Raw genomic sequence first — 18,640 nt, 5'->3', positions numbered from 1 at the left:
CCATCCGATGAAGCTCCGCGGTCTGTACGCGATCACCGACAGCCAGCTGCTGGCCGGCCGTTTCCTCTCCCACGTTGAAGCGGCACTGGAAGGTGGCGTTCGTCTGCTGCAATACCGCGACAAGAGCGACGACACCGCCCCCAGACTGCGCGAGGCCGAAGCGCTGAAGACGCTCTGTGAGCGTTACGGCACCGAGCTGATCATCAACGACGACGCCGAACTGGCTGCCCGCCTGGGCGTTGGCGTGCACCTCGGCCAGACCGATGGCCCGCTCACGCCGGCCCGCGCCCTGCTCGGCCGCCAGGCGATCATCGGCTCGACCTGCCACGCCAGCCTCGACCTCGCGCAGCAGGCCGCCAACGAGGGCGCCAGCTATGTCGCCTTCGGTCGCTTCTTCAATTCCGTCACCAAACCGGGTGCGCCCGCCGCCAGCGTCGATCTGCTGGAGCAGGCCCGCGCCCAGGTCAAGCTGCCGATCGCGGTGATCGGCGGCATCACCCTCGACAACGCCGCCCCGCTGGTCGCCCATGGCGCCGACCTGCTGGCGGTGATCCACGGCCTGTTCGGTGCCGACAGCGCGCAGGAAGTCACCCGCCGCGCCCGCGCCTTCAATGCCCTGTTCGCTTGCTGATTTCGAGAGAAGATCCCATGTCCCGTTCCGAAGCCCTGTTCGCCCAAGCCCAGAAACACATCCCCGGTGGCGTCAACTCGCCGGTGCGCGCCTTCAAGAGCGTCGGCGGCACCCCACTGTTCTTCAAGCACGCCGAAGGCGCCTACGTCATCGATGAAGACGACAAGCGCTACGTCGACTATGTCGGTTCCTGGGGCCCGATGATCCTCGGCCATGCCCATCCGGACGTGCTGGACTCCGTACGCAAGCAGTTGGAGCACGGTTTGTCCTACGGCGCGCCGACCGCCATGGAAACCGAGATGGCCGACCTGGTCTGCTCGATCGTGCCGTCGATGGAGATGGTGCGCATGGTCAGCTCCGGCACCGAAGCGACCATGAGCGCCATCCGCCTGGCCCGTGGCTACACCGGCCGTGACGCCATCATCAAGTTCGAAGGCTGCTACCACGGTCACTCCGACAGCCTGCTGGTCAAGGCCGGCTCCGGCCTGCTGACTCAGGGCGTGCCAAGCTCGGCCGGGGTGCCGGCGGACTTCGCCAAGCACACCCTGACCCTGCCGTTCAACGACATCGCCGCCGTCGAGAAGACCCTGGCCGATGTCGGCCAGACCGTGGCCTGCATCATCGTCGAGCCGGTGGCCGGCAACATGAACTGCGTCCCGCCGGCGCCGGGCTTCCTCGAAGGCCTGCGCGCATTGTGCGACAAACACGGCGTGGTACTGATCTTCGACGAGGTGATGACCGGCTTCCGCGTCTCCCTTGGCGGTGCCCAAGGCCACTACGGCATCACCCCCGACCTGTCGACCTTCGGCAAGATCGTCGGCGGCGGCATGCCGGTCGGCTGCTTCGGAGGCAAGCGCGAGATCATGGGCTGCATCGCCCCGCTGGGCCCGGTCTACCAGGCCGGTACCCTGTCGGGCAATCCGTTGGCCATGGCCGCCGGCCTGACCACCCTGAAGCTGATCAGCCGCCCGGGCTTCCATGACGAGCTGAGTGCCTTCACCAGCCGCATGCTCGATGGCCTGCAACAGCGTGCCGACGCTGCCGGTATCCCGTTCGTAACCACCCAGGCGGGCGCCATGTTTGGCCTGTACTTCAGCGGCGCCGACGATATCGTCACCTTCGACGACGTGATGGCCAGCGATGCCGAACGCTTCAAGCGCTTCTTCCATCTGATGCTCGAAGGCGGCGTTTACCTGGCGCCAAGCGCATTCGAGGCGGGCTTCACCTCAATCGCCCATGGTGACAAGGAGCTGCAGATCACCCTGGATGCTGCCGAGCGGGCATTTGCCAAGCTGAAGTAAAGGATGTGCCTGGCTCTGCCTGATTGCGATCAGGCAGAGCCAGGCAAGCCTGTGACACCCATCACAACCCGACGCGTCCCATTGTGCTGTAGAAATTCGCGTAAATCTTTGTAAGGTAGGCGCTGCTTATCCCATAATGTGCCACCAGAGACATTGGCCGCAGCTTTGCAGAGGTAAGTCGATCCCCATGAACCGCACCGGCCGCGCCCTGACCCTGGGCTGCCTGTTGCTTCTTCAGCCCCTGCTGGCACTGGCAGAGGGCGGTAATTCGTTGCTGATTCCGGCGACGGGCCGCTGCGCCCTCGATACCGCGCCCGAAGACCTGCAAAATGCCCTCAAGGCCTGTGAGCAAATCGCGCAGTCAGGGGATGCCGAAGCGCAGTACGAGCTGGGCGAGTTCTACTACAGCGGCACACCGCGTCAACTCGACAACGCGCTCAAATGGTTCGAGAAAGCCTCGCTGCAAGGCCAGGCGCAGGCACAATACCGCCTCGGATCGATGTTCTTCCACGGTGAAGGGGTCAAGGCGAACAACGTCCAAGCCTACATCCTGCTCAAGATCGCCGCGGTCAACGGTGCCGAGGACGCGCTGGACATGGCTGACGAAGTCACCGAGCAAATGCCCCGCGACGAACTCGAGCACGCTACCCAGGTACTCGGCCAGATCTTCCGCAAATACCTGCTGGAACTGCAGAATGCCGAAGGGCGCACCCCTTTCTCTCCCCTTCCCTGAACCATTGCCCTGCCTGTAGCTGGCCCCTATCATCATTCGTCAGCTTGCCCCGCCATGCTCGAGGACGCTTCGCACCGACCCTTGATCGTTTCAGTGCTTTCGCCACTGCCACTCTAGGGTTATTCTTGAGTTCACATTCATTGCCGTCGAGCGGCTAAAAACGACCTTGAACGCACCCATACAACCCCATCGCTTCATCCTCGAACCCTTCGAGGCCCACCGTTTCGCCAACCTGTGCGGCCAGTTCGACGAGCACCTGCGCCTGATCGAACAACGTCTGGCCATCGAGATCCGCAACCGCGGCAATCAGTTCGAACTGATTGGCGAACCCAAGACCACTTCTGCCGCCGAACAGCTGCTGCGCCGCCTCTATCGCGAGACCAAGGCAACCGACCTGTCGCCGGAAACGGTCCACCTTTATCTTCAGGAATCGGCGGTTGAGAGCCTCGAGAATCCGGCTGTCAACGAGGTCAGCGTCTCGCTGCGCACGCGCAAGGGCAACATTCGCCCACGCGGCGTCAACCAGCAGCGCTACGTCAAGGAAATCCTGGCCAACGACATCAACTTCGGCATCGGCCCGGCCGGTACCGGCAAGACCTACCTGGCCGTAGCCTGCGCGGTCGATGCGCTGGAGCGCGAGCAGGTGCGCCGCATCTTGCTGGTGCGCCCGGCGGTCGAGGCCGGCGAAAAGCTCGGTTTCCTGCCCGGCGACCTGGCCCAGAAGATCGACCCGTACCTACGCCCGCTCTACGACGCACTTTACGAGATGCTTGGCTTCGAGCACGTGGCCAAACTGATCGAGCGCCAGGTGATCGAGATCGCTCCGCTGGCCTACATGCGCGGCCGCACCCTGAACAACAGCTTCATCATCCTCGACGAGAGTCAGAACACCACGCTCGAACAGATGAAGATGTTCCTCACCCGCATCGGCTTTGGTTCGACCGCGGTGATCACCGGTGACATCACCCAGGTCGACCTGCCCCGCGGCACCAAGTCGGGCCTGGCCCATGTGATCGAGGTGCTCAAGGACGTGCCAGGCATAAGCTTCACCCATTTCCAGCCAAAGGACGTGGTACGCCACCCGTTGGTGCAGCGTATCGTCGAAGCCTACGACCGCTTCGAAGCCCGTCAGTCCAAGCCCGAGGCACCCGGCAAAGATGCTTGAACTCGACCTGCAACGGGCCACGGACGCCGCTGCCCCGGATGACGCCGCCTTCCGCCGATGGTGCGAACTTGCCCTGCGCCAGCGCAGCGCCGACTCGGAAATGACCATTCGCCTGGTCGACGCCGCCGAAGGCCGCGAGCTGAACCACACCTACCGGCACAAGGACTACGCCACCAACGTGCTGTCATTCCCCGCCGACGTCCCGGACGAGTTGCTCGATATCCCGCTGTTGGGTGACCTGGTGATCTGCGTGCCAGTGGTCGAGCGCGAGGCCGCCGAACAGGGCAAATCCCTGGAGGCGCACTGGGCGCACCTGGTCATCCACGGCTGCCTGCACCTGCTCGGCTACGACCACATCGAAGACGATGAGGCCGAGGAAATGGAAGCGTTGGAACGGCAATTGCTGGCGGAACTGGGTCATCCGGACCCTTACGCCGACGACGAAACCGAAACAATCACACACTGATACTGCAAGGATCACGAGTAACCGCCATGAGCGAAGACCGATCGAGCAACGGGCAAAAGTCCTGGTTGGGTAAGCTGACCCAGGCTTTTGCCCATGAGCCGAAAAACCGCCAGGAGCTCCTCGAGCTGCTGCGCGAAGCCCATCAGAACAAGCTGCTCGACAGCGAAGCGCTGACCATCGTCGAAGGCGCCATCCAGGTCGCCGACCTGCAGGTGCGCGACATCATGGTGCCGCGTTCGCAGATGATCAGCATCAAGGCCAACCAGTCGCCCCGCGAGTTCCTGCCGGCAGTGATCGATGCCGCGCACTCGCGCTACCCGGTGATTGGCGAGAGCCACGACGATGTGCTCGGCATCCTGCTCGCCAAGGACCTGCTGCCGCTGATCCTCAAGGAGAATGGCGACAGCTTCAACATCAAGGACCTGCTGCGCCCGGCCACCTTCGTGCCCGAGTCCAAGCGACTGAACGTGCTGCTGCGCGAGTTCCGCGCCAACCACAATCACATGGCCATCGTCATCGACGAGTACGGCGGCGTGGCGGGGCTGGTGACCATCGAAGACGTGCTCGAGCAGATCGTCGGCGATATCGAGGACGAGCATGACGTCGAGGAAGACAGCTACATCAAGCCGCTGCCCAGCGGCGACTTTCTGGTCAAGGCCCTGACCCCGATCGAGAACTTCAACGAGTTCTTCGACAGCGAGTTCTCCGATGACGAGTTCGATACGGTCGGCGGCCTGGTGATGAGTGCGTTCGGCCATTTGCCCAAACGTAACGAAACCACCGAGATCGGCGGCTACCGCTTCCGCATTCTCAATGCCGACAGCCGCCGGATACACTTGCTGCGCCTGACACCGATCAACCGTTAAGGACGAACATGCGCTGGATCACCCGCCCCGGCTGGCCCGGTAACCTGCTGGCCATGGCGGCCGGCGCCTCCACCCTGCTGGCCCTGGCCCCCTTCGACATCTGGCCGCTGGCCCTGCTGTCCCTCGCGCTGTTCTATGCAGGGCTGCGCGAACTGAGCCCGCGCCAGGCGCTGGGCCGGGGCTGGTGCTTCGGCTTCGGCCTCTACGGTGCCGGCACCTGGTGGATCTACGTCAGCATGAACACCTATGGCGGCGCCTCGCCGCTGCTGGCAATCCTGCTGCTGCTGGCGTTTTTCGCCTGCCTGGCCTTCTTCTTCGCCCTGCCCGCCTGGCTTTGGGCACGCTGGTTGCGGCGTGACGAGGCGCCACTGGCCGACGCCTTGTGCTTTGCCGCCCTGTGGTTGCTGCAAGAAGCTTTCCGAGGCTGGTTCCTCACCGGTTTCCCGTGGCTCTACGCAGGTTACAGCCAGCTCGACGGCCCCCTCGCGGGCCTGGCGCCGCTGGGCGGTGTGTGGCTGATCTCGTTCGCTCTGGCGTTGACCGCGGCCCTGCTGTGCAACCTCCATCGCCTTCGCGAGCGCCGTTCGTTCTTGGCCGTTGGTGTAGCACTGTTGGTGGCGCCTTGGATTATTGGCCTGGCCCTGAAGGATCATGCCTGGACGCAACCGGCGGGCGATCCGCTGAAGGTCGCTGCCCTGCAAGGCAACGTCGAACAGGATCTGAAGTGGGACCCGGCACACGTGAATGCGCAACTGGCGCTGTACCGTGACATGAGCTTCAGCTCGAAGCCCGTCGATCTGCTGATCTGGCCGGAAACCGCCGTGCCGGTACTCAAGGACCAGGCCCAGGGCTACATCGACATGATGGGCACCTTCGCCGCCGAACGGCATTCGGCGTTGATCACCGGGGTGCCGGTGCGGCAGATGGTTCACCACCAACGCCGCTACTTCAACGGCATCACTGTGGCCGGCGAAGGCGACGGCACCTACCTCAAGCAGAAGCTGGTGCCCTTCGGTGAGTATGTGCCCTTGCAGGATATGCTGCGCGGCCTGATCGAGTTCTTCAACTTGCCGATGTCGGATTTCGCCCGTGGCCCCGCGGACCAGCCACTGCTGCAGGCCAAGGGGTACCAGGTCGCCCCGTACATCTGCTACGAAGTGGTCTATCCCGAGTTCGCCGCGAGCCTGGCCGCACGCAGCGACCTGCTGCTGACCATCAGCAACGACACCTGGTTCGGCACCTCGATTGGCCCGCTGCAGCACCTGCAGATGGCCCAGATGCGCGCGCTGGAGGCCGGCCGCTGGATGATCCGCGCCACCAACAACGGTGTGACCGCGCTGATCGACCCGTTCGGCAGGATCACCGCGCAGGTCCCGCAGTTCCAGCGGGCGGTCCTGTATGGCGAGGTGGTACCGATGCAGCAACTGACGCCGTACCTGCAATGGCGCTCGTGGCCGCTGGCGATCGTCTGCGTGCTGCTACTGGGCTGGGCCTTGCTGGCCGGACGCATCGCGCGAACCGTCTGAGGCACCCCTGGGGCTGCTACGCAGCCCCAGTCCTTAGTAGAACAGGCGATACCCCACCAAGCCCGCCGCCTCGTTGAGCAACTGCCCGCTCTGCCACATTGCCCGGGTTTCCGGCAGCAATCCCGCGAACGGCCGCGCATGATCCCTCCCCAGGAACCCCACCGGTGCCGGTACCACTTCGAACCCGGCCCGCTCGAAACTCCAGCGCGAGCGCTGCATGTGCCAGGCCTGTGTCACCACCACTACCCGCTTGATACCCAGCGGCTGCAACACCTTGGCGCTGAACTCGGCGTTTTCCCAGGTGGTGCGGCTGGCTTCCTCCTTCCAGGAAACCTTTACCGCAAAATCCGCCTCCAGGCGGTCAGCCATCAGCTGGGCCTCACTGGGCGGCGTGCCATAGTGCAAGCCACCGCTGGTCAGCACCGGCAGCCCTGAGGCCTTGGCCAGTTGCGCGGCGTAGCGCATGCGCTCGAGGGCGACGTAGGTTGGCTGATCAAGACCACCCCAGGCCGGATCGCCGCGCTCCCGCCCGGCACCCAGGACCACGATGGCGTCGGCCCTGGAGGCCAGGCCTGCCCACCCCTCGAGCGCCAACGCAGGCTCTGTTTCAAGGGTTCGGGCAACTTGCTCGACCGTCAGTGGCAAGCTCATCAGCCACAAGCCACCCAACCCCAGGGTGAAACAGGCCGCGGCCAGGCGTGGACGGCGACGGCGCCACCACCAAGCGGCAAGCAGCAACAGGAACAGGACGCCGGGCGGCATCAACCATTGTTTGATGAAAAAGCGCAGCGGCATCACACACCTCCATGGAAGGCGTGCAGCCTAAGAGGATCGGCGCCGGGCCTCAAGGGCAACCGGCGCCGATCGATGCGTGCATTGCGAAAACCGGCGCGTCGCCGCGCCTGCAACCCTGAACGGCTATCGGGACGGCAATGTCCTGGAGCTGGCTGGGGCGCCGGGGCGCCTGCGGTCCTTGAGCCAGACGATCCTGGCCGAGGACGGCTCCGGTTGCGGGTAGGCACCGGCACTGGCAAAGCGGCCGTCCGGGAGGGATTCCAGGTAGGCCTTGATGACTTCGAACTCGGCATGGCTCAGGCCACGCAACTCCAGTTCGGCAGGCATCTCGTCGCGCAATCGCACCGAGGTCCTGGCCACTTCCAATGCCAGGCCCAGCCGGTCGATCAGGCGTTCGTATAGCTCCGGTTTGCTTGCGGTTAGTTGCGACTCTCCCATCCGTTCACCTCATTGAAGGTAAGAATATCTCCCCCCACAAATGAGCTTAGCGTCACTCGTAAAAGCGGCCGGGCGCCGCGACCAACGGCCCGCGCGGCGGGCGATGCAATCAGGGTTTCCCACGATGCGCGGCGCTCATGTATGCTACGGCGTTCACTCTTGCAGATCCCGGAGTGCCGGACGCAGCAAGCCCGAGCTGCCTGGAACATGTCTCTTATCTCTCAATACAAAGTAGCCATGCACGAACAATACACGCCCCGTGATGTAGAAGCCGCCGCCCAGAATGCCTGGGACGAGCAACAATCGTTCGCTGTCACCGAACAGCCAGGCAAAGACACCTACTATTGCCTATCGATGTTCCCGTACCCGAGCGGCAAGCTACACATGGGCCACGTGCGCAACTACACCATCGGTGACGTGATCGCCCGCTACCAGCGCATGCTGGGCAAGAACGTCCTGCAACCGATGGGCTGGGACGCCTTCGGCATGCCGGCGGAAAACGCCGCGATGAAAAACAACGTCGCCCCGGCCAAGTGGACCTACGAGAACATCGACTACATGAAGACCCAGCTCAAGAGCCTGGGTCTGGCCATCGACTGGTCGCGTGAAGTCACCACCTGCAAACCGGACTACTACCGTTGGGAGCAGTGGCTGTTCACCCGCCTGTTCGAAAAAGGCATCATCTACCGCAAGAACGGCACCGTGAACTGGGACCCGGCGGACCAGACCGTACTGGCCAACGAGCAAGTCATCGACGGCCGCGGCTGGCGCTCGGGCGCGCTGATCGAAAAGCGCGAAATCCCGATGTACTACTTCCGCATCACCGACTATGCCGACGAGCTGCTGGAAAGCCTCGACGAGCTGCCGGGCTGGCCCGAGCAGGTCAAGACCATGCAGCGCAACTGGATCGGCAAGTCCCGCGGCATGGAAGTGCAGTTCCCCTATGACCAGGCGAGCATCGGTCATGAGGGCACCCTGAAAGTCTTCACCACCCGTCCGGACACCCTGATGGGCGCGACCTACGTGGCCGTCGCCGCCGAACACCCGCTGGCCACCCAGGCCGCCCAGGGCAATCCGGCGCTGCAGGCGTTCATCGACGAGTGCAAGAGCGGCAGCGTCGCCGAGGCCGACATGGCCACGCAGGAGAAGAAGGGCATGGCCACTTCCCTGTTCGTCGAGCACCCGCTGACCGGCGAGAAGCTGCCGGTATGGGTCGCCAACTACGTGCTGATGCACTACGGCGATGGCGCGGTCATGGCCGTGCCGGCGCACGACGAGCGCGACTTCGAATTCGCCCACAAGTACAACCTGCCGGTCAAGGCGGTGGTACGCACCAGCGTCGGCGACGAAGTCGGCAGCGAGTGGCTGGCCGCCTACGGCGAGCATGGCCAGCTGATCAACTCCGGCGAATTCGACGGCCTGGATTTCCAGGGTGCCTTCGACGCCATCGAGGCCGCGCTGATCCGCAAGGACCTCGGCAAGTCGCGCACCCAGTTCCGCCTGCGCGACTGGGGCATCAGCCGTCAGCGCTACTGGGGCTGCCCGATCCCGATCATCCACTGCCCATCCTGCGGCGACGTGCCGGTGCCGGAAGACCAGCTGCCGGTCACCCTGCCGGAAAACGTGGTTCCGGACGGTGCCGGTTCGCCCCTGGCACGCATGCCCGAGTTCTACGAGTGCACCTGCCCGAAATGCGGCACCGCGGCCAAGCGCGAAACCGACACCATGGACACCTTCGTCGAGTCGTCCTGGTACTTCGCCCGCTACGCTTCGCCGAACTACGACAAGGGCCTGGTCGATCCGAAAGCCGCCAACCACTGGCTGCCGGTGGACCAATACATCGGCGGCATCGAGCACGCCATCCTGCACCTGCTGTATGCGCGCTTCTTCCACAAGCTGATGCGCGACGAAGGCCTGGTCACCTCCAACGAGCCGTTCAAGAACCTGCTGACCCAGGGCATGGTCGTCGCCGAAACCTATTACCGCGTAGCCAGCAACGGCGGCAAGGACTGGTTCAACCCGGCCGACGTCGAGATCGAGCGTGATGCCAAGGCCAAGATCATCGGCGCTCGCTTGAAGACCGACGGCCTGCCGGTGGAAATCGGCGGCACCGAAAAGATGTCCAAGTCGAAGAACAACGGCGTCGACCCACAGTCGATGATCGAGCAGTACGGCGCCGATACCTGCCGCCTGTTCATGATGTTTGCCTCGCCACCCGACATGAGCCTGGAGTGGTCCGACTCCGGCGTAGAAGGCGCCAGCCGTTTCCTGCGCCGCGTTTGGCGCCTGGCCCAGGGCCACGTGGCCCAGGGCCTGCCGGACACGCTGGACATCGCCGCCCTGAGCGACGAGCAGAAGGTCATCCGTCGCGCCATCCATGCTGCGATCAAGCAGGCCAGCACCGACGTGGGCCAGTACCACAAGTTCAACACCGCCATCGCCCAGGTGATGACCGTGATGAACGTGCTGGAGAAGGCGCCACAGGCCACCGCCCAGGACCGCGCCCTGCTGCAGGAGGGCCTCGAGGCCGTGACCCTGCTGCTGGCACCGATCACCCCGCACATCTCCCATGAGCTGTGGAAAGCACTGGGCCACGACCAGGCGGCGATCGACGCGGCCTGGCCGACGGTCGACGAGAACGCACTGGTGCAGGACACCGTGACCCTGGTGGTTCAGGTCAACGGCAAGCTGCGTGGCCAGGTAGAGATGCCGGCCGCTGCCAGCCGCGAGGAAGTCGAAGCCGCCGCTCGCAACAACGAGAACGTCCTGCGCTTCACCGACGGCCTGACCATCCGCAAGGTCATCGTCGTTCCGGGCAAACTGGTCAACATCGTCGCCAACTGATGGCAACGCCCGCCTGCATATCCTGCCGGCGGGCGTAATCGGTCCACGAGGGAGCAACACACATGATCAAACGCAATCTGCTGGTAATGGGCCTGGCTGTGCTGCTCAGCGCCTGCGGTTTCCAGCTGCGCGGCACCGGCACCAACGAACTGAGCATCAAGGAAATCGACCTCGGCGCACGTAACGAATACGGCCCGACCGTCATGCAGCTACGTCGCACCTTGCAAAGCAGCGGCGTGAAAGTCTATTCCGGCGCCCCCTACAAGCTGGTGCTCACCAACGAGCAGGAAACCCAACGCGCTGCAACCTACAGCGGTGGCAACCGTTCGGCCGAGTACGAACTGACGACCGTGCTGAACTATGCGATCGAAGGCCAAAACGACAGCATGCTGCTTGAAGACAAGCTGCAAGTGCAGAAGTACTACGTCTACAACGGCAACAATATCAACGGTTCCGGCCAGGAAGCGAATCAGGTCCGCGAGGAAATGCGTCGTGATCTGGTGCAGGCCATGATGGCCCGCCTTCAGCAACTGACCCCGACGCGCCTGGACGAGCTGCAACGCAAGGCCAACGAGCGCGCCGAAGCCGAGGCTCGCGCCCTGAAGGAAGCCCAGCGCATCCAGGACGAAACGCCCCAGCAGTCGCCGCTGGAAGTCCCGGCTCCCTGAGCCTGAACGGGGCACCTGAGGTGCCCCGCCCTTCGCCATGAAGCTCTCCCCCGCCCAACTCAACAAGCACCTGCAAGGCCAGCTGGCGCCCGTCTACATCGTCAGCGGTGACGACCCGCTGCTGTGCCAGGAGGCCGCCGACGCCATCCGCAGCACCGCGCGCCAGCAGGGCTACGACGAACGCCAGGTGTTCAGCGCCGATGCCAACTTCGACTGGGGCAACCTGCTGCTGGCCGGGGCCAGCCTGTCGTTGTTCGCCCAGCGCCGGCTGCTGGAGCTGCGCCTGCCCTCGGGCAGGCCCGGCGACAAAGGCGCTGCCGCGCTGATGGAATACTGCGCCAACCCGGCCGAGGACACGCTGCTGCTGATCAGCTTGCCCAAGCTCGATGGCAGCGCGCAGAAAACCAAGTGGGGCAAGGCCTTGATCGAAGGCGCGCACTGCCAGTTCATCCAGATCTGGCCAGTGGACGCCCAGCAATTGCCGCAGTGGATCAACCAGCGCCTGTCCCAGGCCGGGCTGTCGGCCCAGCGTGACGCCATCGACCTGATCGCCGCTCGGGTCGAGGGCAACCTGCTGGCCGCCGCCCAGGAGATCGAGAAGCTCAAGTTGCTCGCCGAGGGCAACCAGATCACCGTCGAGACCGTCCAGGCCGCTGTTGCCGACAGCGCCCGCTTCGATGTGTTCGGGTTGGTCGATGCCATTCTCAATGGCGAAGCGGCCCATGCCCTGCGCATGCTCGAGGGGCTGCGCGGCGAAGGTGTCGAGCCGCCGGTCATTCTCTGGGCCCTTGCCCGCGAACTACGCCTGCTGGCCGGCCTCGCGCAGCAGTTCAGCCAGGGCGTGCCACTGGACAAGGCGTTCAGCCAGGCCCGACCGCCGGTGTGGGACAAGCGCCGTCCGCTGGTGAGCAAAGCCTTGCAGCGCCTCTCTGCGCAGCGCTGGGCCATGCTCCTGCAGGATGCCCAGCGTATCGATGCACAGATCAAGGGCCAGGCCGAGGGCTCGCCATGGACCAGTCTGGCGCGCTTGTCGCTGCTCATGGCCGGGCAGCGCCTGGCGCTGCCCGCCGAGTAAGGCTCATCGTGGGTCACGCCCGCGATGAGCCCTGACGCCATAAACACAATCAATTGGCTCACATAGCGCTACAGGCCTAGAGTGCGCCCGCAATCCACACAGATCGGGGATCCACCATGAGCAAGAAGCCGAAGAAGCACGGCCCCAACAAGGCCAAGTCGATCATCGCCCAACCACTGTTCCGCTGCCGCCAGGAACAGGCAGGAAAAGGCAAAGGCAGCTACCGCCGCGGAGCCTTCCAATCGAGAGATTGGGAGGCTTCCTGCTTTATGGCCGCCTGAAAAGGCATGAAATGCGCAGGCATGGTATGGTCGGCACCTGACCTGCAATTCTGGATCTGTGCATGCCCTCTCGTCTCACTCTCCGCTGGCAACCCCGCCAGCTGATCGCGGCCACAAGCTTCATCCTGCTCGTCGCCTGCGCCGAGAAACCCACCGCCGCCGATGCCCTGCCGCTGGCACCCGCCCAGCCTGCACCCGTCGTTACGCTACCCGGCGCCACGCCCGATAGCAGCAGCGAAATCCAGCCCCTGCAGACCTTCGCCCAATGGCAGGCCGGTTTCCGCGAGCAAGCCCTGCAAGCCGGGATCAGCGTCAGCCTGTTCGACCGCGCCTTCCTCGGCGTCACTCCGGACATGGACGTGATCAAGGCCGACCGCAGCCAACCGGAGTTCAGCCGCCCGGTCTGGGAATACCTGGACGGTGCCCTGTCGCCGCTGCGCGTACGCAACGGCAAGAAACTGCTCGAACAGAATGCCGAGCTGTTGACCCGCATCGAGCAACGCTACGGCGTCGACCGCCAGGTGCTGGTTTCGGTGTGGGGCATGGAGAGCAACTTCGGCCAGTTTCAGGGCAGCAAGTCGGTGATCCGTTCGCTGGCCACCCTGGCCTATGAAGGCCGCCGCCCACAGTTCGCCCAGGACCAGCTGATCGCCGCCCTGCAGATCCTGCAAAACGGCGACATCCAGCCTGACGCGATGCGCGGTTCCTGGGCCGGCGCCATGGGCCAGACCCAGTTCATCCCGACCACCTACCTCACTCACGCGGTGGATTTCGACGGTGATGGTCGCCGTGACATCTGGAACAGCACCGCCGACGCCCTGGCATCCACCGCGCACTACCTGCAGGCCTCCGGCTGGAAGCGTGGCCAACCTTGGGGCTTCGAGGTACAGGTACCTGCCGGTTTCGACTGGTGGCTGGCCGATGGCAGCCAGCGCAAGAGCGTCAGCGAATGGTTGCAGCTGGGCGTGAAACTGCCCGCCGGCACCGCATTGCCCGCTGGCAGCAACCAGCTGTCCGCTGCCCTGCTGCTTCCCGCTGGTGCCCGTGGGCCGGCGTTCCTGGTGCTGGACAACTTCCGCGCGATCCTCAAGTACAACAACTCGTCCTCCTACGCGCTGGCGGTGAGCCTGCTGGGGGATCGCTTCTACGGTTGGGGGTTCATTGCCGGCAGTTGGCCGAAAGAAGACCTGCCGCTAAGCCGCAGCGAACGTATCGAGCTGCAGACCTTGCTCAACGCCAGTGGCCATGAGGCAGGCAATCCCGACGGGATCATCGGTGCCAATACCCGCAAGGCCATTCGCAATGCGCAGCAGGCGCAGGGCTGGCCGGCGGATGGTTATCCGACGCACAAGCTGCTCGACAGCCTGCGTCGCTAGAACGTATCGGGGCCGCAAAGCGGCCCCAACTGTTTCAGGCTTTGAACAAGGCCTGTTCGAGCACCAGCCGCTTTTCTCCCGCTTCAAGCCTGACCCGCGCCCCCAACGGCAGGCATACATTCGGATCACAATGCCCGCTGCGCCACCCCGCCAGAACCGGCACCCCGAGAGGGCCAAAGGTATCCAGCAGCAAAGGCGTCATGGCCGCGACCGTGATACCGGCAAAGTCCCCCACCAGCACACCGCGCACGCCCTCCAGCTTGCCGGCCAGGCGTAATTGGGTCAGCAGGCGGTCGACACGATAGAGCGGCTCGTTGACGTCCTCGATGAACAGGATGCTGCCCTGAGTGTCGACTTCGCCCAAGGTCGCCAATGTTGCCCCAAGCACCGACAGGTTGCCGCCAACCAACCTGCCACTGGCCACTCCGGGAATGATTCCGGTCAGCGCAAAAGCCGCCGAATGGGCAATCTCGTCCCCCGCCACTACCTGCCCGCCAAGCTGGTCGAACAATGAGCGTACGGTCGGCTCCAGCTTCGCTCCCAGCAAGTCGGCATTGAGCATCGCCCCATGGAAGGTCACCAACCCCGCATGCCGGTTGATCGCCGTATGCAAGGCGGTGATATCGCTGTAGCCCACCAGTGGCTTGGGGTGACGGCGGATCAGGTCGAAGTCGATACGGTCCAGCAGGCGCATGCTGCCGTAGCCCCCGCGCATGCACAGGATCGCGTCGATGTCCGGGTCGCGGAACGCGTCATGCAGGTCTCGCAGGCGCTGCTCATCGCTGCCCGCCAGGTAGCCGTCCGCCTGCAGCACCCCGGGGTAGATCCGGCACTGGTGCCCACGCTTCTCGAACCATTGGCGAGCCTTGTCGGTATCGAGCCGCGCCGGGCCAGCCGGGGCGATGATGGCGAAACGGGCGTTGCCAGGCAGTGCCTTGGGCAACAGGGGGTCAGCGGTCTCCAGGCAATTCATCGCGCCACTCCTTGCAGCTCGTCGCTTGAAACATGCAGCTCAAAAAAATGCCGATGCCGCCTTCCGGCGCGCATCGGCATATCCCGCTCAAGCCCGACTCAGAGCTTGATCTTGGCTTCGTGAGCCTGCTGGTCGGCGTGGTACGACGAGCGTACCAGAGGACCGGAGGCGACGTTCTTGAAGCCCATCTTGTAACCTTCCTCGGCGAACCAGGCGAAGGTGTCCGGGTGCACGAAGCGCTGTACTGGCAAGTGGTTGCGCGACGGCTGCAGGTACTGGCCGAGGGTGAGCATGTCGATATCGTGCTCGCGCATGCGGTGCATCACCTCGATGACCTCCTCGTCGGTCTCGCCCAGCCCCAGCATCAGGCCGGACTTGGTCGGTACGTGCGGGACCATTTGCTTGAACTTCTGCAGCAGGTCCAGCGACCAGTCGTAGTCCGAGCCCGGGCGTGCCGCCTTGTACAGGCGCGGCACTGTCTCGAGGTTGTGGTTGAATACGTCCGGCGGGGTCTGCGCGGTAATTTCCAGCGCCACGTCCATACGGCCGCGATAGTCCGGCACCAGGGTCTCAAGCTGCACGCCCGGCGACAACGCGCGGATCTCGCGGATGCAGTCGGCGAAGTGCTGGGCACCGCCATCACGCAGGTCGTCGCGGTCCACCGAGGTGATCACCACGTACTTCAGGCGCAGGTCGGCGATGGCCACGGCAAGGTTCTTCGGCTCGTCGACATCCAGCGGCTTCGGCCGGCCGTGACCGACGTCGCAGAACGGGCAGCGGCGGGTGCAGATGTCGCCCATGATCATGAAGGTGGCGGTACCGCCAGAGAAGCACTCACCCAGGTTCGGGCAGGAAGCTTCTTCGCATACGCTGTGCAGCTTGTGCTTGCGCAGCAGTTGCTTGATGCGGTCGACTTCCGGGGAAACCGGAATGCGCACGCGGATCCAGTCGGGCTTTTTCGGCAGCTCTTCGGTGGGGATGATCTTCACCGGGATACGTGCCACCTTGTCGGCGCCACGCAGCTTCACGCCGGCTTCCACTTTCTTGGGAACAGGGCGCGGGGTGACGTCTTGCGTCGAGATCAGGTTCGGCACGGTTTCTTGCACAGTTGTCATAATCAGTCGATTCCGCCCGTCAGGGTCGTCTGCTCAGCATAGTCGAGGTGCTTGACCAGCTGTCCGCGCAGCCTTGTCCTGACCTCAGTGAGTTCGATCGGACCTGCCAGGTCGCGCAGCTGGGTCATGGCCAGCCCCGCATACCCACAGGGGTTGATTCGGCGGAATGGCGCAAGGTCCATGTCCACGTTCAGGGCAAGGCCGTGGAACGAACGGCCATTGCGGATTCGAAGGCCAAGGGACGCGATCTTCGCGCCATCGACATAGACGCCCGGAGCGTCGGGTTTGGCCACCGCTTGCACGCCATAGCTGGCGAGCAGGTCGATGAGGGTCTGCTCGATGCGACTGACCAGCTCGCGTACGCCGATACTCAGGCGGCGCACATCCAGCAGCAGGTAGGCCACCAGCTGGCCGGGGCCATGGTAGGTGACCTGTCCGCCGCGGTCGGTCTGCACCACCGGTATCTCGCCGGGCACCAGTAGGTGTTCGGCCTTGCCGGCCTGGCCCTGGGTGAACACCGGAGGATGCTCGACCAGCCAGACTTCGTCCAGGCTGTCCGGGCCGCGCTGCTCGGTAAAGCGACGCATGGCCTCCAGCACCGGTTCATAGGGCTGCAGGCCAAGATCGCGAAAACCGAGGCAAGCGGGCATCACAGCACCATTTTCACGATGCCGGTAGCGCGCAAGGCGCTGTTGATGTCGTGCAACTGGTCCTCACCGGTGGCAACGATATGCAGTTGCACCGTGGTGTACTTGCCTTCCTTGCTCTGGCGTTCGGCCAGCGTCGAGAGGTCGACCTTGGCGTACTTGCTGAGAATTTCGATTACCGTGTCCTTGAAACCGACAACGGTGTCACCGATCACCTTGATCGGGTAATCCTCGCAGGGGAATTCGATCTTGTGCGACTTGACGTCTTCTTCGCTCATGGCGGAAACGGCCTCGTAAGCCGTGGCAGCAGCGCCCCCGCCTGGTTCACGGGGGCGTGCAAGTCACGTATCAGTTGAACAAACCGTAGAAGAACAGGCGGATGCTGTCCCACATGCGGCCGAAGAAACCTGCTTCCTCGACGCCGTCCAGGGCGATGAGGTCGGCACTGTGAACCACTTTCTCATCCAGTTTGACTTCCACTTTACCGATCACGTCACCTTTGGCGATCGGAGCGGTCAGTTGCGGGTTCATGGTCATCGAAGCCTGGAGGCGCTTCAATTGGCCTTTAGGCATGGTCATGGTCAGGTCGTTGGCCAGGCCGGCCTTGACCTGGTTGGTCGCGCCTTTCCAAACCTGGGCTTGAGTCAGCTCGGTACCCTTCTGGTAGAAAGTCTGGGTTTCAAAGAAGCGGAAACCGTAGGTCAGCAGCTTCTGGGTCTCGGCGGCGCGGGACTGCTCGCTGTTGGTGCCAAATACCACGGCGATCAGGCGCTGGCCGTCACGCACAGCCGAGGCGACCATGCAGTAGCCGGCTTCGTCTGTGTGGCCGGTCTTCAGGCCGTCGACGGTCTTGTCGCGCCACAGCAGCAGGTTGCGGTTAGGCTGCTTGATGTTGTTCCAGAAGAACTCTTTCTGCGAATAGATGGCGTAGTGCGCCGGATCTTCGTTGATGATCGCGCGCGCCAGCAGGGCCATGTCGTGGGCCGAGGAGTAGTGCTCCGGGTTCGGCAGGCCGGTGGGGTTCATGAAGTGGCTGTTGGCCATGCCCAGGTCGGTGGCGGTCTTGTTCATCATGTCGGCGAAGGCATCTTCGCTGCCGGCGATGTGCTCGGACAGGGCGACCGATGCGTCATTGCCGGACTGGATGATGATGCCGTGCAGCAGGTCGCTGACGGTCACCTGGCTGCCAACCTTGATGAACATGCGCGAACCGCCGGTGCGCCAGGCGTTCTCACTGACGGTCACCGGGTCGTTCTCGCCAATCTGGCCACGACGAATGTCCAGGGTGGCGATGTAGGCGGTCATCAGCTTGGTCAGGCTGGCTGGCGGCAGGCGCTCGTCACCGTTGTTCTCGACCAGCACGTTGCCGCTGGACGCGTCCATGAGTACGTAGGACTTGGCGGCCAGTTGCGGTGGTGCCGGCATCATCTGCTCCGCTGCGAAGGCAGCAGGCGTGATCATCAGCAGAACAGGCAGGCAAAGTCGTTTGGCAAGGTTGGTGATGTTCATCCGTCTCTCGTAAATCGCTAATGGTCTGATGTTCCGTGGGCAAGTTCATTTGCCCAGCGCCCCGTCAGTCTAGTTTTATGGCCTGTGGCCTGGCCCAGAAAGTGCGGCGTAATGCCGCTGCGGGCAAAAGCGGCATTGTACATACCTACGACCGGCAATTCATGAACAAACCGACAGGTCGGTGTGCTGATTCATTGCGGGGCATACCCGCTCCCACGCCGTTCGGACCAC

19 protein-coding genes are annotated in these 18,640 nt (G+C 63.9%); 12 read left to right on the top strand and 7 right to left on the bottom strand.

Annotated elements, in window-relative coordinates:
• Positions 1 to 7 precede the first annotated feature (7 nt).
• From thiE to lnt, 7 genes are all read left to right on the top strand, one after another.
• A complete protein-coding gene (gene thiE / locus OH705_RS22610; RefSeq protein ID WP_038707285.1) occupies positions 8 to 631 on the top strand; it encodes a thiamine phosphate synthase in 624 nt (207 codons plus the stop codon).
• Positions 632 to 648: 17 nt separating this feature from the next.
• Positions 649 to 1,932 carry a glutamate-1-semialdehyde 2,1-aminomutase gene (hemL, locus tag OH705_RS22605; RefSeq protein WP_038707284.1) on the top strand — a complete coding sequence of 428 codons (1,284 nt, stop codon included), beginning with the start codon at positions 649 to 651 and terminating at the stop codon, positions 1,930 to 1,932.
• Positions 1,933 to 2,119: 187 nt separating this feature from the next.
• A complete protein-coding gene (locus tag OH705_RS22600; RefSeq protein WP_031314991.1) occupies positions 2,120 to 2,665 on the top strand; it encodes a tetratricopeptide repeat protein in 546 nt (181 codons plus the stop codon).
• A gap of 166 nt (positions 2,666 to 2,831) precedes the next feature.
• Positions 2,832 to 3,830: a PhoH family protein gene (locus tag OH705_RS22595; RefSeq protein ID WP_023630354.1), complete on the top strand. Its 999-nt coding sequence runs from the start codon at positions 2,832 to 2,834 to the stop codon at positions 3,828 to 3,830.
• Positions 3,823 to 4,296 (top strand): rRNA maturation RNase YbeY, encoded by a 474-nt coding sequence (gene ybeY, locus OH705_RS22590; protein WP_023630353.1) that lies wholly within the window; start codon positions 3,823 to 3,825, stop codon positions 4,294 to 4,296. Before OH705_RS22595 ends, ybeY begins: the two co-directional genes overlap by 8 nt.
• A gap of 26 nt (positions 4,297 to 4,322) precedes the next feature.
• Positions 4,323 to 5,162 carry an HlyC/CorC family transporter gene (locus OH705_RS22585; RefSeq protein ID WP_023630352.1) on the top strand — a complete coding sequence of 280 codons (840 nt, stop codon included), beginning with the start codon at positions 4,323 to 4,325 and terminating at the stop codon, positions 5,160 to 5,162.
• An 8-nt stretch (positions 5,163 to 5,170) separates the two neighbouring features.
• On the top strand, positions 5,171 to 6,688 hold the full coding sequence (lnt, locus tag OH705_RS22580; RefSeq protein ID WP_038707283.1) for an apolipoprotein N-acyltransferase: 1,518 nt from the start codon (positions 5,171 to 5,173) through the stop codon (positions 6,686 to 6,688).
• 33 nt (positions 6,689 to 6,721) lie between these two features.
• Here lnt and OH705_RS22575 read toward each other — a convergent pair whose 3' ends face one another.
• Together OH705_RS22575 and OH705_RS22570 are read right to left on the bottom strand one after the other, a co-directional pair.
• Positions 6,722 to 7,483 carry a YdcF family protein gene (locus OH705_RS22575; protein ID WP_094012283.1) on the bottom strand — a complete coding sequence of 254 codons (762 nt, stop codon included), beginning with the start codon at positions 7,481 to 7,483 and terminating at the stop codon, positions 6,722 to 6,724.
• Positions 7,484 to 7,606: 123 nt separating this feature from the next.
• Complete coding sequence (locus OH705_RS22570) at positions 7,607 to 7,921, bottom strand: hypothetical protein (protein WP_023631398.1); 315 nt, start codon at positions 7,919 to 7,921, stop codon at positions 7,607 to 7,609.
• Between the two features lie 237 nt (positions 7,922 to 8,158).
• Here OH705_RS22570 and leuS point away from each other — a divergent pair, with 237 nt between their 5' ends.
• The 5 genes from leuS to OH705_RS22545 all read left to right on the top strand — a co-directional run bounded on the left by leuS (position 8,159) and on the right by OH705_RS22545 (position 14,165).
• Positions 8,159 to 10,765, top strand: a complete 2,607-nt coding sequence (gene leuS / locus OH705_RS22565; RefSeq protein ID WP_038707281.1) for a leucine--tRNA ligase — start codon at positions 8,159 to 8,161, stop codon at positions 10,763 to 10,765.
• Between the two features lie 62 nt (positions 10,766 to 10,827).
• On the top strand, positions 10,828 to 11,433 hold the full coding sequence (lptE, locus tag OH705_RS22560) for an LPS assembly lipoprotein LptE (protein ID WP_023632654.1): 606 nt from the start codon (positions 10,828 to 10,830) through the stop codon (positions 11,431 to 11,433).
• A gap of 37 nt (positions 11,434 to 11,470) precedes the next feature.
• Positions 11,471 to 12,508: a DNA polymerase III subunit delta gene (gene holA / locus OH705_RS22555; RefSeq protein WP_267303026.1), complete on the top strand. Its 1,038-nt coding sequence runs from the start codon at positions 11,471 to 11,473 to the stop codon at positions 12,506 to 12,508.
• Between the two features lie 116 nt (positions 12,509 to 12,624).
• Positions 12,625 to 12,789: an alternative ribosome rescue factor ArfA gene (arfA, locus tag OH705_RS22550; RefSeq protein ID WP_267303025.1), complete on the top strand. Its 165-nt coding sequence runs from the start codon at positions 12,625 to 12,627 to the stop codon at positions 12,787 to 12,789.
• A gap of 62 nt (positions 12,790 to 12,851) precedes the next feature.
• Positions 12,852 to 14,165 (top strand): lytic murein transglycosylase, encoded by a 1,314-nt coding sequence (locus OH705_RS22545; RefSeq protein WP_023630276.1) that lies wholly within the window; start codon positions 12,852 to 12,854, stop codon positions 14,163 to 14,165.
• A 34-nt stretch (positions 14,166 to 14,199) separates the two neighbouring features.
• Here the strand turns inward: OH705_RS22545 and OH705_RS22540 are convergent, their stop codons facing one another.
• From OH705_RS22540 to OH705_RS22520, 5 genes are all read right to left on the bottom strand, one after another.
• On the bottom strand, positions 14,200 to 15,138 hold the full coding sequence (locus OH705_RS22540; protein ID WP_267303024.1) for a S66 peptidase family protein: 939 nt from the start codon (positions 15,136 to 15,138) through the stop codon (positions 14,200 to 14,202).
• A gap of 98 nt (positions 15,139 to 15,236) precedes the next feature.
• Positions 15,237 to 16,253: a lipoyl synthase gene (gene lipA, locus OH705_RS22535; protein WP_267303023.1), complete on the bottom strand. Its 1,017-nt coding sequence runs from the start codon at positions 16,251 to 16,253 to the stop codon at positions 15,237 to 15,239.
• Positions 16,254 to 16,255: 2 nt separating this feature from the next.
• Positions 16,256 to 16,903, bottom strand: a complete 648-nt coding sequence (gene lipB, locus OH705_RS22530) for a lipoyl(octanoyl) transferase LipB (RefSeq protein ID WP_023630273.1) — start codon at positions 16,901 to 16,903, stop codon at positions 16,256 to 16,258.
• On the bottom strand, positions 16,903 to 17,178 hold the full coding sequence (locus OH705_RS22525; RefSeq protein WP_023630272.1) for a DUF493 domain-containing protein: 276 nt from the start codon (positions 17,176 to 17,178) through the stop codon (positions 16,903 to 16,905). Before OH705_RS22525 ends, lipB begins: the two co-directional genes overlap by 1 nt.
• A gap of 70 nt (positions 17,179 to 17,248) precedes the next feature.
• Positions 17,249 to 18,409: a D-alanyl-D-alanine carboxypeptidase family protein gene (locus OH705_RS22520; protein ID WP_023630271.1), complete on the bottom strand. Its 1,161-nt coding sequence runs from the start codon at positions 18,407 to 18,409 to the stop codon at positions 17,249 to 17,251.
• Positions 18,410 to 18,640: the final 231 nt, after the last annotated feature.

It is taken from the genome of Pseudomonas sp. BJa3 (assembly GCF_026343815.1).
In the GTDB taxonomy this organism is placed as follows: domain Bacteria; phylum Pseudomonadota; class Gammaproteobacteria; order Pseudomonadales; family Pseudomonadaceae; genus Aquipseudomonas; species Aquipseudomonas soli.
This window is presented reverse-complemented; position numbering and strand designations above follow the sequence as displayed.